We start from the raw sequence: 12,843 nt of genomic DNA, 5'->3' as shown, positions 1-12,843 counted from the left end.
CGGTTTATTTATTATATGACATCTTGAACGATACTCTCGAAGGAGATTGATTGATTATGCCAGTGCAACAATTGTTCTATAAAACCGCCGTTCCGGTCAGTGCACAGCGCCACGGTGACCTCTCTGTGAGCACTGGAAAAACCTACGCTTTTGCCGGATCGACGAATTCGATTCCGGTCACGGCTGTAGAATTCGGACCGGCTGCGGGTGACCACCCCATCGTGTTCGCCGGTACCGGTGACGAAATCGTACCGGCTGTTATTCTTGGGACACGCGACAACGAAAACCTTGCCGTGGACGCAGACGGCAAATGGACAGGCACCTATATTCCCGCCTTCGCGCGCCGGTATCCTTTCATCTTTTCGCTCGATAACGATCAGAAGCGGTTCTCGCTGCTGATCGACGAGGAGTTCGAGGGCGCGAACCGCGACGGACGCGGCGAGCGTCTGTTCGATTCCGACGGAGAACAGACTTCCTATCTGAAATCGCTCCTGCGCTTCTTGCAGGATTATCAGGCCGGTTTCGTTCGCACGCAGGCCTTCTGCAAGCGTCTGGTGGAACTGGACCTTCTGACCCCGATGCAGGCGCAATTCTCGCTTGCGGCGGGTGAAAAGCGGACGCTGGGCGGTTTTCAGGTGGTGGACCGCGAAAAGCTCAAGGCGCTGTCCGATGAAACCTTGGGCGAATTGTGCCGCCGCGACGAGATGGAATGCATTTTCCTCCACCTGTCGTCCCTGCGCCACTTCCGCCGGATGCTGGAGCAGACCAATACGTCCGGCGACACCGCCGTCTCGGATGAGGAACCCGTAGCCGAGGCAGAACCCGTCGAGAGCGCGTAACGGGCCGATGCAGTTCCGCTTCGCTCTGGCCTTCGCACTCTGCGCGGCACCTGCGGCGGCCGAGACATTCGATTGCGTCATCGACCCCTCCCAGACCGTCGAGGTCGCCGGTTCTTCGGGCGGGGTCGTGTCGCGTGTCTTTGTCCAGCCGGGCGACGAGGTGTCGAAGGGGCAGCTTCTGGCGACCCTCGATTCAACGATACAGCTGGCAACGGCGGACATGCTGCGCCTTCGCGCCAGTGACACCTCCGAAATAGAAGCCCAGAGCACGCAGCTTGCGTTTCTCGAAGGCAGGCTCGAACGCGCGCAGGAGCTGTCGGATCGCGGCGTCGTCACCCGCGAGGGGCTGGAGGAAATCCAGAGCGCTGTGGACGCAAGCCGCGCGATGCTGGCGCGGGCCGAATTGTCGCGCCGTGTCGCGATGGAGGAGTTGAAGCGGGCCGAGGCCCTGCTGTCCCTGCTGGAAATCCACAGCCCGATTGACGGCATCGTGCTCGAACGGCATCTGGAGGACGGAGAATATCTTCCGCAGGAAGGCCGGCTTGCCACCATCGTACAGCTGGACCCGCTGGATGTGGTGGCGTTCCTGCCGGTGCGTGAATTCGGAACGATTGAGGAAGGCGATACAGCGCAGGTGCGCCCCGCCCCGCCCGTCGACGGCGAACACACCGCCGAAATCACGCGGATCGACAAGGTGTTCGACGTGGCCAGCGGCACCTTCGGCCTGCACCTGCGGCTAGACAACCCCGATCTGGAGATACCGGCCGGGCTGCGCTGCAAGGTGGACTTCGGCCCGCGATCCCCCGGCGGCGGGTAACGGACTGCGCGCTCTTCGTTCATTGGGCGATGATCCCGGTGCTCGGGGATTCGAACATCCTTGATCCGTCGCAGGCGTATTTCGTGGATCAAAAAGGTGACAACGAAATCTAGTCTGTCCGACATCTGCACTTTCGATGGCCTGCGCAAGGCCCGCGCCGCCCTCGCCTAACTCGTTGTATCTACCCACCAGATCGGCGCGTGTTCGTGCCACGAAAGCCTTTCGGAAATCACCTTAGCCAAAACGCAGTCCGACCGCCGAACCATGCTCGACAGAACAGAACACATCAGAATGATGGAAACCGCCTCAAGAGCCTTCCAGAATATCGGCATAACCGACTGGTATCTTGCGGATTATTTTCGGAGGGTGGCGGACCCTAGAGGATTCGAACCTCTGGCCTCTGCCTTCGGAGGGCAGCGCTCTATCCAGCTGAGCTAAGGGTCCACGTGGCCCGTATAATCGGCCCGACCTGCCCCTGCAATTCAAAAACGCCTCAGGCGAACAACTCATGCGCAAGCTGAAGCGCGTCGATCCATGTGTCGATCTCTTCGCGGGTGTTGTACATGCCAAAGGACGCGCGGCAGGTGGCGGTCAGGCCCATGTGCTCCATCAGCGGCCCGCAGCAATGCTGGCCCGCGCGCACGGCCACGCCGCGCTTGTCGAGGATGGTCGAAATGTCATGGGCATGCGCCGCCCCGTCCAGCGTAAAGCTGAAGATCGCGCCCTTGCCCGATGCGTTGCCCTGCACCTGAACCCAGTTCAGGCCAGCCAGCTGCTGCTGGGCATAATCGCGCAGACCGGCCTCGTGCGCCGCGATCTGGTCGAGGCCGACACCGGTCATGTAGTCGATTGCGACACCCAGACCGATGGTCTGGACGATGCCGGGTGTGCCGGCCTCGAACTTCATCGGGGGATCGTTGTAGATGACGGCATCCTTGGTCACTTCGCGGATCATGTCACCGCCACCGATGAAGGGGCGCATCTCGCGCATCCGCGCTTCGGTGATGTAGATCGCGCCGGAACCCGATGGCCCGTACAGCTTGTGACCCGTCACGCAGTAGAAATCGCACCCGATATCGCGCACGTCCACGGGCAGGTGAACTGCGGCCTGGCTGCCGTCCACAAGGCTGGCGATGCCACGCTTGCGCGCCTCGGTGCAGATGGTTTTCACGTCGACCACGGTGCCCAGCACGTTCGACATATGGGTGACGGCGATCAGCTTGGTGCGGGGGGTGATCGCATCGATCACCGCCTGCGGGTCCAGCGCGCCGGTGCTGTCCACATCTACCCATTTGATGACCACGCCCATGCGTTCGCGCAGGAAATGCCAGGGCACGATATTGGCGTGATGTTCCATGACGCTCAGGATGATCTCGTCGCCCGCTTCCATGTGGGGCATGGCCCAGCCGTAGGCGACCAGATTGATCCCCTCGGTGGTGCCGGAGTTGAACACGATCTCGTCGTCGGATCCTGCGTTCAGGAACCGCGCAACGGTGCCGCGCACCGCCTCGTATTTGTCGGTTGCAAGGTTAGACAGGTAATGCAGCCCGCGGTGGACGTTGGCGTATTCCTCGGCGTAGGCGCGGGTGATCGCGTCGATGACGACCTGCGGTTTCTGCGCCGACGCGCCGTTGTCGAAATAGACCAGCGGCTTGCCGTTGACCTCGCGCTTGAGGATCGGGAAATCTGCGCGGATGGCTTGAACGTCATACATTTGCGGGAACTCCGATGGCGGTCAGGCCGATCAGCCCGATCAGGAAAACAATACCGAACACAAGGCCGATGCCCGCCACAAGCATCACGCCGAACCCCCGCCAGACAGAGCCGAGGTTCAGGGCCACGGTGATGAAATGGACCGTGATCCACAGCCCCAGGATCCCCACGGCCAGAGAGAAGAGATTGCCGAGCAGCGGTGCCACCAGCATCAGCACGAAAAGCACCGCCTGCGCGATTGCGCGCAAGCCCTGCAACCACACCATGAGCTTGAGCAGATCGCCCAGATCGCCGTGCCCGCCCATCGCCCGGCCCGCCCAGTAGAAGGCGTGGATGGTCAGTACGAAGATCCCGGTGACGATGAAAAAGAACATCAGCGGGTTGCGCAGGAACGGCGGCAGCAGGCTGGTGTCGGTCAGAAGCAACGAGAAGCTGTAGATGATGCAATTGATCGCTGAGACCAGCACCAGCCCCGACCACAGCGTATCGCGGCTGAAGTGGTACCCGATGATCCGCTCTGCGGCGGTGGCCGGGCTTTGCAGGGTTTCCAGCGCCAGCGCCTTGACGGTGTCCGATTGTGTCATGCGGTCTCCTCGGCGGTAGTGAGGCCGCTGATCCAGAACCAGACGAAGACCACAAGCCAGACGAGCGAGAGCAGCTGCACCTGCACCCCCGGCCCGACGAAGCCCGCTGTCAGACCCAGAAGAAGCAGGACCGGCGTCGAGGCCAGCAGCGACCAGATCAGGCTGAACCGGATCTGGTAGCCCGTCACCCGCCGCCGGCCGAGACGCGCCAGCACCCAGATGAGCGCGGCAAAGAGGTAGACCATGATCGGCACGATGAAGATCGCGAAGAAAGCGCTCCAGTAAATGCGTGCCAGCAACGGAATCTCCGGATCCAGTGCCGCCTCGCGCGCCTGATACGGGGTAGCCGCGATGAACATCAGGATACCAGCGATCAAGACAAACAGCAGCCCGCGCACCTCGTTGCGGCCCTGCGAGAGGAACCGCGCAAAGATGCGCTGCGGCCCACGGTAGGTCGCCACGATATCCTGTGTCAGCGCCATGTCAGCTGCGGTGCCGCACAAGCCATGCGCCAAGACGCTCGGTCATCCCGTCGCGCAGGTCTTCCTGTGCGATCTCGTCCACGGCCTCGGCGAGGAAGGCGAGCGTCAGAAGGTCCGTCGCCTCGCCTTCGGGCACACCGCGCGAGCGCAGGTAGAAGAGCGCGTCCTCGTCGATCGCACCCGAGGTGGAGCCGTGCGAACAGGCCACGTCATCGGCGTAGATCTCAAGCTCGGGCTTGGCGAGGAACTGGCTGTCGTCGTCGAGCAGCAGGGACTGGCTGATCTGGTAGCCATCGGTCTTCTGCGCGCCCGCCTTTACGAGGATCTTGCCCTGGAACACACCGGTCGCCCCGTTGCGCAGCACTTTCTTGTAGACCTGACGGCTTTCGCAGTTCACCGCGTCATGGGTGATGAATACCGTGTCGTCGTGGTGGAAATCGCCATCTCCCACACAGGCACCCGCCACATGGGCCAGCGCATCGTCGCCGGTCAGTTCGATCACGCATTCGTTGCGGGTCAGCACACCGTTCACGGTCATGGTAAAGGACCGGAAAGCGCTTTCGGCGCCGAGACGCGCGAAGATATGGGTCGCCGCGCGGCGCTCGTGGTCGCGGCCCTGCGCGCGGATGTGGTGGAAGGACGCGTTGTCCGCCACTTCGACTTCCATGACCTTGTTGAACCGTGCCGCTGCCGGACCATTTTCCAGAAGCGTCAGTTCCGCACCGGCATCAAGCTTGATGCAGTGGTGCAGGATCGCATCGGAACTGTCTGATTCGTGGCGATAAATCAGGTTCACCGGCTTTGACGGCTTGCCGCTTACATGGATCAATACGCCATCGGTCGCAAAGGCGGTGTTCAGCGTCGCAAGGGGGCGCGCGACGGGTGTCTGGCCGCGCGTTTCAAGCACACCGTAAAGGCCCTTTGCCCAGTGCAGATCACTATCCGCTGCGGCAAGCCGTTCGATGGTGATACCCTCAAGGCTCAGATCGTCCGAGGCCTCCGCGTCGAACACGCCGTCTACGAACACGATCTTTAGCCGGTCGACCTCGTCGAACATCGGCGCCTCGTCGGTTTCGAGAACCGCCGCCAGAATTGCATCCGGCGCGGTCAGCGTATCGGGGCGCGTGTATTTCCAGTACTCGTCACGGCGGTTGGGCAGGCCGACGGCCAGCAGACGCTGAAGCGCGTCCTCGCGGGCTGCCGTGGCCCATGCGCCGCCCGCAGGCATCGTCAGCCCTGCGATCATCGCCTCGGTCGGGTCGGTTTTCTGAACTGCGTCGGCCATTACGCCACCTCGCTCAGGATGTCCGCGTAGCCGTTGTTCTCGACTTCGAGCGCAAGCTCGGGGCCGCCGGTCTTGATGATGCGACCGTCTGACATGATGTGCACGACATCGGGTTTGATGTGGTCGAGAAGACGCTGGTAGTGAGTGATCACAAGAAAACCGCGTCCTTCGGTGCGCAGGGCGTTCACCCCTTCGGCGACCAGCTTCATCGCGTCCACGTCCAGACCGGAGTCGGTCTCGTCCAGAATGCACATCTTGGGCTCAAGCATTGCCATCTGGAGGATTTCGTTGCGCTTTTTCTCGCCGCCCGAAAAGCCCATGTTCACGGGCCGCTTCAGCATGTCCGCGTCGATCTTGAGATCCTTCGCCTTCTGGCGGATCACCTTCAGGAAATCGGCCGCCGAGATTTCCTCTTCGCCGCGGGCCTTGCGCTGTGCGTTCACCGCGGTGCGCAGGAAGGTCATGTTGCCGACGCCGGGGATTTCGACAGGATACTGGAATGCCAGGAACAGGCCCGCTGCCGCGCGCTCTTCGGGCTCCAGATCCAGCAGGTCGATGCCTTCCAGCTCGGCACTGCCGGAGGTCACTTCATAGCCGTCCTTGCCCGACAGAACGTAGGATAGTGTCGACTTGCCCGACCCGTTCGGACCCATGATCGCGTGGACCTTTCCGGCTTCGACTTCGAGGTCTACGCCCTTCAGGATCTGTTTGTCTTCGTCTGCGAGTTTGACCGCGAGGTTCTTGATGCTCAGCATGGTGGTCTCCTTTTGTCTGTATGTGTCGCCACGGGGGCGGAATGTGAAGTGCGGCGTCAGGACGCCCCTGATTTGAGTGTGGCCGGAAAGCAGTCCAGCAGGGTTTCGCGGCAGCGCGCGATCCCGTCGTTGTAGGAAATCGCGCCGGGGAACGGTGCGTCCGGCACGTCCTCCCACGAGATCGGCGCGCGCATGTCCGTCCGGCCCACCGACATCGCGTAGTCGAGGTATTTCAGTGTCATCTGGTTGTTGGTGCGCACCCATGTATTGGGCACGCCGTAGGCATCGGCCACGATCAACCCGTGCAACGAAGACGCGAAGACCTGCGCGCAGGATGCGATCTGGTGGCAGACCGTCTTGGGGTCGTCCGCCGGGTCGATCAGCATATATGCCGGATCGCTGGCCAGCAGCGCCTCGACCTCGGGCGCGTGGACGCCGCTGTGGTGCGGGACGATGCCGATGCGGTCGGTGCGCTCGGCCTCGAAGGGCCAGACCGCGTCGATCAGCAGGCCCGGATCGCCGAAATTCGTCACCGGCTTGTTCAGCAGCCCGGCGGTGACCGGCCCGCGCACTGCTGCGATCTCCATATTGTCCATCCATTTGGACCCCGACACCGGATGCAGAAGGCCGGTGCCCCAGATATGGATCGGTCCGAGTTGCGGGCGCGGCTCCTGAAACTTGCGCTTGACCAGTTGCAGCATCGACCCGATCGCGAACAGATCGGATGCGCGGGGTGCCGCATGACGTACCTCGCGCCCCGACACATGGGCCACCACGAAAGGATTGATCGCATCGCCGAAGTTCGGCTGCGACCGCCACCAGTGCATCGCCAGCGGCTGCGCTGTCTTGGCCTCTATGGTGTCGGTTGCGGTCATCGACTGCTCCTTGGATGCGGGCGGCGCCCGGAAGTGTACGGATCCCATGTCAGCCCAGCGTGACCGCCGTGCCGGAAACCGACACCATCATCATGCTGTCCGAGATGATCTCGTAATCGATGTCCATGCCGACGATGGCATTGCCGCCTACGTGATAGCATTCTTCCTTGATCTCGCGCATCGCCGCCTCGCGCGCATCGCGCAGCTTGTTCTCGTACTGGCCCGACCGTCCGCCGACGATGTCTGTCACGCGCGCAAAAAGATCACGCACGATGTTGGCGCCCATGATTGCCTCTCCCACCACGATGCCGTGGTAGGCGGTAATCTTCTGGCCTTCGACAGTGTTCGTGGTGGTCAGAATCATGAGTTGCGGCTCCGTACCCATTTGATGACAAGGCCCAGAAGGGCGTAGATCACGCCAAAGAGCACCGTCCCCGTCAGCTTTTCGGTAATCGTGTCCCCGCCGAAGTTGAACAGCAGGGACACGAGAAAGAACAAGACAACGGCGATGGCTGTTTCTTTTGCGACCTGCGCGATCACCCGACAGACCCTTCGAGCGAGATGGCCACCAGCGCCTGCGCTTCCATCGCGAATTCCATCGGCAGCGCCTGAAGCACGTCCTTGCAGAACCCGTTGACGACAAGGGCCACGGCCTCTTCCTCGTCCATCCCGCGCGAGCGGCAATAGAACAGCTGGTCGTCGTCCACCTTCGATGTGGTCGCTTCATGCTCAACGCGGCTCGAGTTGTTGCGCACCTCGATGTAGGGCACCGTATGCGCGCCGCATTTGTCCCCGATCAGCAGGCTGTCGCACTGGGTATAGTTGCGCGATTCCTTGGCCTTGGGGTGCATCGACACGAGGCCGCGATAGGTGTTCTGCGCCTTGCCGGCACTGATCCCCTTGGACACGATGCGCGACTTGGTCCGCTTGCCCAGATGCACCATCTTGGTGCCGGTATCGGCCTGCTGCATGTTGTTGGCGATGGCGATGGAGTAGAACTCGCCCTGGCTGTCGTCCCCGCGCAGGATGCAGCTGGGGTACTTCCACGTCACCGCGGACCCCGTTTCGACCTGCGTCCACATCACCTTGGCCCGGTCGCCGCGGCAATCGGCACGTTTGGTCACGAAGTTATAGATCCCGCCCTTGCCGTTCTCGTCGCCCGGATACCAGTTCTGGACCGTGGAATACTTCACCTCCGCGTCTTCCTCGACGATGATCTCGACGACGGCTGCGTGCAGCTGCGCCTCGTCACGCTGCGGGGCGGTACACCCTTCGAGGTAGGAGACATAAGACCCCTTGTCCGCAATGATAAGCGTCCGCTCGAACTGGCCGGTGTTCTCGGCGTTGATGCGGAAATAGGTCGACAGCTCCATCGGGCAGCGCACGCCGGGCGGCACGTAGACGAACGATCCGTCCGAAAAGACTGCGGAGTTCAGCGTCGCGTAGTAGTTGTCCGATACCGGCACGACCGATCCGAGGTATTTCTTCACCAGTTCGGGATGGTCGCGGATCGCCTCGGAGATCGAGCAGAAAATAACCCCCGCCTCGCGCAGCTCTTTCTGGAAGGTGGTGCCCACCGAAACGGAATCGAAAACCGCGTCCACGGCGACCTTGCGCGACTCCGCCGGCATCTCGCCCGCGCCTTCGACACCGGCAAGGATCTTCTGCTCCTGCAGAGGGATGCCCAGCTTGCTGTAGGTCGCCAGAAGCTTCGGGTCGACCTCGTCCAGCGACTTGGGCTTGACCATCATGCTCTTGGGCCGGGCGTAGTAATACTGCTCCTGAAAATCGATTTCGGGATAATCGACCATGGCCCATTTGGGTTCTTTCTTGGTCAGCCAGCGCTCATAGGCTTCCAGACGCCAGTCGGTCATCCACTGCGGCTCTTCGTTCTTCTCCGAGATCAGCTTGACGATATCGGGGTTCAGGCCCTTGGGCGCATATTCCATCTCGATATCGGTCGACCAGCCGTGTTTGTAGGCGCCGCCAACCTCGCGCACCGCGTCGACGGTTTCCTGATCCACACCCTCTTTTACGTTTTGCTCGTCCAAGCTCATGGTCTCTACCCTTCCGGCGGCGTCATGCCGCCCGCTTTGCGTGTTTTTCGTATTGCGCGATCCAGCGTTCAGCGAACCGCATAACCTCGTCTTGCGTCGTTTCCAACCCCAGCGAGACGCGGATCGCCGAGGCGGCCTGCGCTTCGCTGTATCCCATCGCGCCCAGCACCTTCGATGCCTTCACCTTCCCGCTGGAGCACGCGGACCCGGCGGAAATCGCGAAGCCGCCCAGATCCATCTGCATCACTTGCGTCTCGCCCTTCCATCCGGGCGTCACCATGCAGCTGGTGTTGGGCAGGCGTGTCGCGCCATTCCCGACAAAAATAGTCTCTGGAGAGGCAGCCGCAATGGTCTTTTCTAGAATATTTCTAAACTGGGCCACTTCTTCCCAGCGGCCCGAGGCCACATCGCGGCTCGCGGCCTCGGCGGCGGCGCCGAACCCGGCGATGCCGATCACGTTCTCCGTGCCCGAGCGGCGGTTCATCTCCTGCCCGCCGCCGCGCAACAAAGGCTCCGGATCGTCGGCGGTGAAATTGATCAACGCGCCGACCCCCTTCGGGCCGCCAAGCTTGTGTGCCGACAGGATCGCGTAGGAGGGTGTCACATCATCGTAGACCACCGGCATCTTGCCGGCCATCTGGGTGATATCGCAGACCGTCGAATAGGCAGGCATCGGCCGGTCGCCCCCGACAGCATTCGCGCTGCCCACGACACGGGCCTCGGGCTGCATGATCCCGGTTTCGCTGTTGGCCGCAGAAATGGCCACAAGCGCCACCGGTCCCTGCTCTGCCGATCCGGCGGCCAGTGCGACAAGGGCCTCGCGCAGTCGTTCTTCGCCCTGAGCCGACGGTTGCCCGTCCCGGTCGTGCAGCGCTTCAAGCGGTCGGTCGCTCCAGACCGACAGGCAATCGTGCTCCGTTGGCAGGGCTGCGAAAACACCGCCGTGGCGGGCGCGCTGCGCGGCGGCCAGTGCCGCGGCCTCTGTCGCCGAAGAGGTGAAGATCACCTGTTGCGGGCGGCATCCGACCAGTTCAGACACCTGTGCACGCGCGGCTTCGACCAGCATCTTCGCCGCGCGCCCTTCGGCGTGGACGGAAGACGGGTTGCCCACCACATCCATCGCGGCAACCATCGCGTCCCGCGCCGGTGCGCGCAGCGGTGTAGTCGCGTTGTGATCCAGATACACCCGCGTCATCGCATCACCGTCCTGCGCGCCGCGCGCGGCAATCCCTGCCGGTCGCAGATCCTGCGCGATCCTCCCGCGTCCCGCGCGGGATGGAGGCTGGCCGCCGCCCGGACAGTCATTCGTCCACCACGGCAAACAGGTTCGGCACCGCCGGACAGGGCGTCAGTTCGTTCTCGATCACATCCGAAAGCCGCGTCTGGTGCAGGAACACGTAGACATGCGCCGACAGCCCCTGCCACAGACGGTTGGTCAGCGACTGCGCGCGGCTGCCCGACAGACCGCCGGAGGCACCCGCGCCCTTGTGCATCGCGTCTACGGTTTCATCCACCGCCCGCAGGATGTCGACGACCCTGATTTCGGCCGCGGGCCGTGCCAGACGGTATCCGCCGCCGGGGCCGCGCACCGAATGCACCAGATCGGCGCGGCGCAGTTTCACGAAAAGCTGTTCGAGGTAGGGCAAGGACACCTGCTGACGCTCCGCAATATCGCCAAGCGATACCAGCTCGCCGGCCGGCTGCAGCGCGATATCCGCAAGCGCCACCATCGCATAGCGGCCTTTTGTCGATAGCTTCATCGCCAGTCTCCACTCCGGCCCGCCGTCTTTTGTTTGACGCAGCGGGCGTATATGCCTACATCCCAAGTGCTGGCTCCGCACCCTGTGGAGTAGTGATTTAGAAACGTTCTAAGGTATCCGAGCGAATTCGTCAAGAATATCCGCCGTGCCTGAGGATCCCTGTTGAAGGACCGTCCATGCCAGAGGTGATTTTTCCCGGACCAGAAGGCCGCCTCGAAGGCCGCTACCATCCCCAGCGCGAACGTGACGCGCCGATCGCCATCGTGCTGCACCCGCATCCGCAATTCGGCGGGACGATGAATCACAAGGTCGTCTACAACCTGCACTACGCTTTCTACAAGATGGGCTTCACCGTGCTGCGGTTCAATTTCCGCGGTGTCGGGCGCAGCCAGGGCGAATACGACCAAGGCGTGGGCGAGCTTTCGGATGCGGCATCCGCGCTCGATTACCTGCAATCGATGAACAATAATTCCAAGCATTGCTGGGTCGCCGGATTCTCCTTCGGCGCGTGGATAGGCATGCAGCTTCTGATGCGCCGCCCCGAGATCACCGGCTTCATCTCGGTCGCCCCGCCCGCCAACATGTACGATTTCTCGTTCCTCGCCCCCTGCCCCGCCTCCGGCCTGATCATCAACGGCACCGGTGACCGCGTGGCACCGCCGGCGGATACGATCGGTCTGGTCAACAAGCTGCACGAGCAGAAGGGCATCACCATCACCCACGAGCAGGTCGAGGGCGCGGGCCACTTCTTTGAAGAGCCGCATATGGACACGCTGATCGACACCACGACGCAATATGTGCGCCGCCGCCTGACCGAAAGCAGCCGCTGATGGCCGACGAGCACGTCAATCTCATGGCCAACAAGCTGGCCGAGGAATGTCTGGCGGTGCAAAAGGAAACCGGCGAGGATCGCTTGTTCATGGAAGTCGCGGGCGTGCTTGGCGCGTCCTCGCAAACGCTGGAAGAAGCGTTCCTGACCGCGATCCGCACGCGCATGGCCGAACAGCAGGGCCGCGCGTTTCTGGCCAAAAAGCTCAAGGCGCACAGGGCCGCGTCCGAATGACGGCGCGGCTCGACCGGCAGGTTGCGTTTCTGAACGAGGCCGACAAGCTCAAGTCGGTTGTCCGCGGGACCACCCTGTGTGACGCGTCGAGATACGAAAATTCGGCCGAGCATTCGTGGCACCTGACCCTCTATGCGCTGGTGCTGGCGGATCAGGCGGGACCGGAGGTCGACATCAATCGCGTGCTGCGGATGCTCATCCTGCACGATCTGGTGGAGATCGACGCAGGCGACAATCCGATCTTCGGCGATCACGACGTCAGCCAGATGCAGGCTCAGGAAGCGGCCGCTGCCGACCGTATCTTCGGGCTGTTGCCCGACGATCTGCGCGACGAGTTGCGCCCGATCTGGGAAGAATTCGAAGCCGCCGAAACCCCGAGCGCGCAATTCGCCAAATCGCTCGACAGGTTCCAGCCGCCGATGCAAAATCTGGTGTCGGGCGGTGGCAGCTGGACCGACTACGACGTGAGCGAAGACCAGATCGCGCAGAAGGTCGGGACAAAGATCGCACGGGGCGCACCTGCGCTCTGGGACTACGCCCGCACTCGCATCAGCGCCTTTTTCGCCGCGCGCGCATCGTGACGGCACGCACTCTGCATACCATCGTATACCGC

At 62.5% G+C, this 12,843-nt stretch carries 16 protein-coding genes and 1 tRNA gene; 5 read left to right on the top strand and 12 right to left on the bottom strand.

The window, feature by feature from the left end; all coding sequences use genetic code 11:
• Positions 1-56 precede the first annotated feature (56 nt).
• Together ABMC89_RS04020 and ABMC89_RS04015 are read left to right on the top strand one after the other, a co-directional pair.
• The gene (locus tag ABMC89_RS04020) at positions 57-839 is read left to right on the top strand and encodes a SapC family protein (RefSeq protein ID WP_349565432.1); all 783 of its coding nucleotides are present in this window, start codon (positions 57-59) and stop codon (positions 837-839) included.
• Positions 840-846: 7 nt separating this feature from the next.
• Positions 847-1,656, top strand: coding sequence for an efflux RND transporter periplasmic adaptor subunit (locus ABMC89_RS04015; protein WP_349565430.1), 810 nt, complete (start codon positions 847-849; stop codon positions 1,654-1,656).
• 367 nt (positions 1,657-2,023) lie between these two features.
• On the opposite strand, the gene ABMC89_RS04010 is transcribed toward ABMC89_RS04015, so the two are convergent.
• The 12 genes from ABMC89_RS04010 to iscR all read right to left on the bottom strand — a co-directional run bounded on the left by ABMC89_RS04010 (position 2,024) and on the right by iscR (position 11,167).
• A tRNA-Arg gene (locus ABMC89_RS04010) sits at positions 2,024-2,100 on the bottom strand.
• 49 nt (positions 2,101-2,149) lie between these two features.
• On the bottom strand, positions 2,150-3,370 hold the full coding sequence (locus ABMC89_RS04005; RefSeq protein WP_349565428.1) for a cysteine desulfurase: 1,221 nt from the start codon (positions 3,368-3,370) through the stop codon (positions 2,150-2,152).
• On the bottom strand, positions 3,363-3,953 hold the full coding sequence (locus tag ABMC89_RS04000; RefSeq protein ID WP_349565426.1) for a YIP1 family protein: 591 nt from the start codon (positions 3,951-3,953) through the stop codon (positions 3,363-3,365). The genes ABMC89_RS04005 and ABMC89_RS04000 overlap by 8 nt, the downstream gene beginning before the upstream one ends.
• A complete protein-coding gene (locus tag ABMC89_RS03995) occupies positions 3,950-4,435 on the bottom strand; it encodes a YIP1 family protein (RefSeq protein ID WP_349565424.1) in 486 nt (161 codons plus the stop codon). Before ABMC89_RS03995 ends, ABMC89_RS04000 begins: the two co-directional genes overlap by 4 nt.
• A 1-nt stretch (position 4,436) precedes the next feature.
• Positions 4,437-5,720: a Fe-S cluster assembly protein SufD gene (gene sufD, locus ABMC89_RS03990; protein ID WP_349565422.1), complete on the bottom strand. Its 1,284-nt coding sequence runs from the start codon at positions 5,718-5,720 to the stop codon at positions 4,437-4,439.
• The gene (gene sufC, locus ABMC89_RS03985; RefSeq protein ID WP_349565420.1) at positions 5,720-6,475 is read right to left on the bottom strand and encodes a Fe-S cluster assembly ATPase SufC; all 756 of its coding nucleotides are present in this window, start codon (positions 6,473-6,475) and stop codon (positions 5,720-5,722) included. Before sufC ends, sufD begins: the two co-directional genes overlap by 1 nt.
• Before the next feature lie 56 nt (positions 6,476-6,531).
• Entirely contained in the window at positions 6,532-7,350 is an 819-nt protein-coding gene (locus ABMC89_RS03980; protein ID WP_349565418.1) for a polysaccharide pyruvyl transferase family protein, read from the bottom strand.
• A 49-nt stretch (positions 7,351-7,399) separates the two neighbouring features.
• A complete protein-coding gene (locus ABMC89_RS03975) occupies positions 7,400-7,714 on the bottom strand; it encodes a heavy metal-binding domain-containing protein (RefSeq protein ID WP_349565416.1) in 315 nt (104 codons plus the stop codon).
• The gene (locus ABMC89_RS03970; protein ID WP_349565414.1) at positions 7,711-7,890 is read right to left on the bottom strand and encodes a hypothetical protein; all 180 of its coding nucleotides are present in this window, start codon (positions 7,888-7,890) and stop codon (positions 7,711-7,713) included. Before ABMC89_RS03970 ends, ABMC89_RS03975 begins: the two co-directional genes overlap by 4 nt.
• A complete protein-coding gene (sufB, locus tag ABMC89_RS03965; RefSeq protein WP_349565412.1) occupies positions 7,887-9,407 on the bottom strand; it encodes a Fe-S cluster assembly protein SufB in 1,521 nt (506 codons plus the stop codon). Before sufB ends, ABMC89_RS03970 begins: the two co-directional genes overlap by 4 nt.
• Before the next feature lie 22 nt (positions 9,408-9,429).
• Entirely contained in the window at positions 9,430-10,602 is a 1,173-nt protein-coding gene (locus ABMC89_RS03960; protein ID WP_349565410.1) for a cysteine desulfurase family protein, read from the bottom strand.
• 106 nt (positions 10,603-10,708) lie between these two features.
• Complete coding sequence (gene iscR / locus ABMC89_RS03955) at positions 10,709-11,167, bottom strand: Fe-S cluster assembly transcriptional regulator IscR (protein WP_349565408.1); 459 nt, start codon at positions 11,165-11,167, stop codon at positions 10,709-10,711.
• A gap of 176 nt (positions 11,168-11,343) precedes the next feature.
• On the opposite strand from iscR, the gene ABMC89_RS03950 reads away from it, so the two are divergent.
• The 3 genes from ABMC89_RS03950 to ABMC89_RS03940 are packed head-to-tail and all read left to right on the top strand — an operon-like array spanning position 11,344 to position 12,811.
• The gene (locus tag ABMC89_RS03950) at positions 11,344-11,997 is read left to right on the top strand and encodes an alpha/beta hydrolase (protein WP_349565406.1); all 654 of its coding nucleotides are present in this window, start codon (positions 11,344-11,346) and stop codon (positions 11,995-11,997) included.
• Positions 11,997-12,230 carry a hypothetical protein gene (locus ABMC89_RS03945; RefSeq protein ID WP_349565404.1) on the top strand — a complete coding sequence of 78 codons (234 nt, stop codon included), beginning with the start codon at positions 11,997-11,999 and terminating at the stop codon, positions 12,228-12,230. The genes ABMC89_RS03950 and ABMC89_RS03945 overlap by 1 nt, the downstream gene beginning before the upstream one ends.
• Positions 12,227-12,811, top strand: coding sequence for an HD domain-containing protein (locus ABMC89_RS03940; protein WP_349565402.1), 585 nt, complete (start codon positions 12,227-12,229; stop codon positions 12,809-12,811). Before ABMC89_RS03945 ends, ABMC89_RS03940 begins: the two co-directional genes overlap by 4 nt.
• The last annotated feature ends 32 nt before the right edge of the window (positions 12,812-12,843 follow it).

Source organism: Sulfitobacter sp. HNIBRBA3233 (assembly GCF_040149665.1).
GTDB lineage: Bacteria > Pseudomonadota > Alphaproteobacteria > Rhodobacterales > Rhodobacteraceae > Sulfitobacter > Sulfitobacter marinivivus.
Note: the sequence above shows the minus strand (reverse complement) of the source record. Positions and strands in the feature narration are given on the sequence as shown.

Bases quoted from the DNA above. Each gene is read 5' to 3' on its own strand.
- ABMC89_RS04020 (WP_349565432.1), top strand. From the start codon at position 57: ATGCCAGTGCAACAATTGTTCTATAAAACCGCCGTTCCGGTCAGTGCA.
- ABMC89_RS04015 (WP_349565430.1), top strand. From the start codon at position 847: ATGCAGTTCCGCTTCGCTCTGGCCTTCGCACTCTGCGCGGCACCTGCG.
- ABMC89_RS04005 (WP_349565428.1), bottom strand. From the start codon at position 3,370: ATGTATGACGTTCAAGCCATCCGCGCAGATTTCCCGATCCTCAAGCGC.
- ABMC89_RS04000 (WP_349565426.1), bottom strand. From the start codon at position 3,953: ATGACACAATCGGACACCGTCAAGGCGCTGGCGCTGGAAACCCTGCAA.
- ABMC89_RS03995 (WP_349565424.1), bottom strand. From the start codon at position 4,435: ATGGCGCTGACACAGGATATCGTGGCGACCTACCGTGGGCCGCAGCGC.
- sufD (WP_349565422.1), bottom strand. From the start codon at position 5,720: ATGGCCGACGCAGTTCAGAAAACCGACCCGACCGAGGCGATGATCGCA.
- sufC (WP_349565420.1), bottom strand. From the start codon at position 6,475: ATGCTGAGCATCAAGAACCTCGCGGTCAAACTCGCAGACGAAGACAAA.
- ABMC89_RS03980 (WP_349565418.1), bottom strand. From the start codon at position 7,350: ATGACCGCAACCGACACCATAGAGGCCAAGACAGCGCAGCCGCTGGCG.
- ABMC89_RS03975 (WP_349565416.1), bottom strand. From the start codon at position 7,714: ATGATTCTGACCACCACGAACACTGTCGAAGGCCAGAAGATTACCGCC.
- sufB (WP_349565412.1), bottom strand. From the start codon at position 9,407: ATGAGCTTGGACGAGCAAAACGTAAAAGAGGGTGTGGATCAGGAAACC.
- ABMC89_RS03960 (WP_349565410.1), bottom strand. From the start codon at position 10,602: ATGACGCGGGTGTATCTGGATCACAACGCGACTACACCGCTGCGCGCA.
- iscR (WP_349565408.1), bottom strand. From the start codon at position 11,167: ATGAAGCTATCGACAAAAGGCCGCTATGCGATGGTGGCGCTTGCGGAT.
- ABMC89_RS03950 (WP_349565406.1), top strand. From the start codon at position 11,344: ATGCCAGAGGTGATTTTTCCCGGACCAGAAGGCCGCCTCGAAGGCCGC.
- ABMC89_RS03945 (WP_349565404.1), top strand. From the start codon at position 11,997: ATGGCCGACGAGCACGTCAATCTCATGGCCAACAAGCTGGCCGAGGAA.
- ABMC89_RS03940 (WP_349565402.1), top strand. From the start codon at position 12,227: ATGACGGCGCGGCTCGACCGGCAGGTTGCGTTTCTGAACGAGGCCGAC.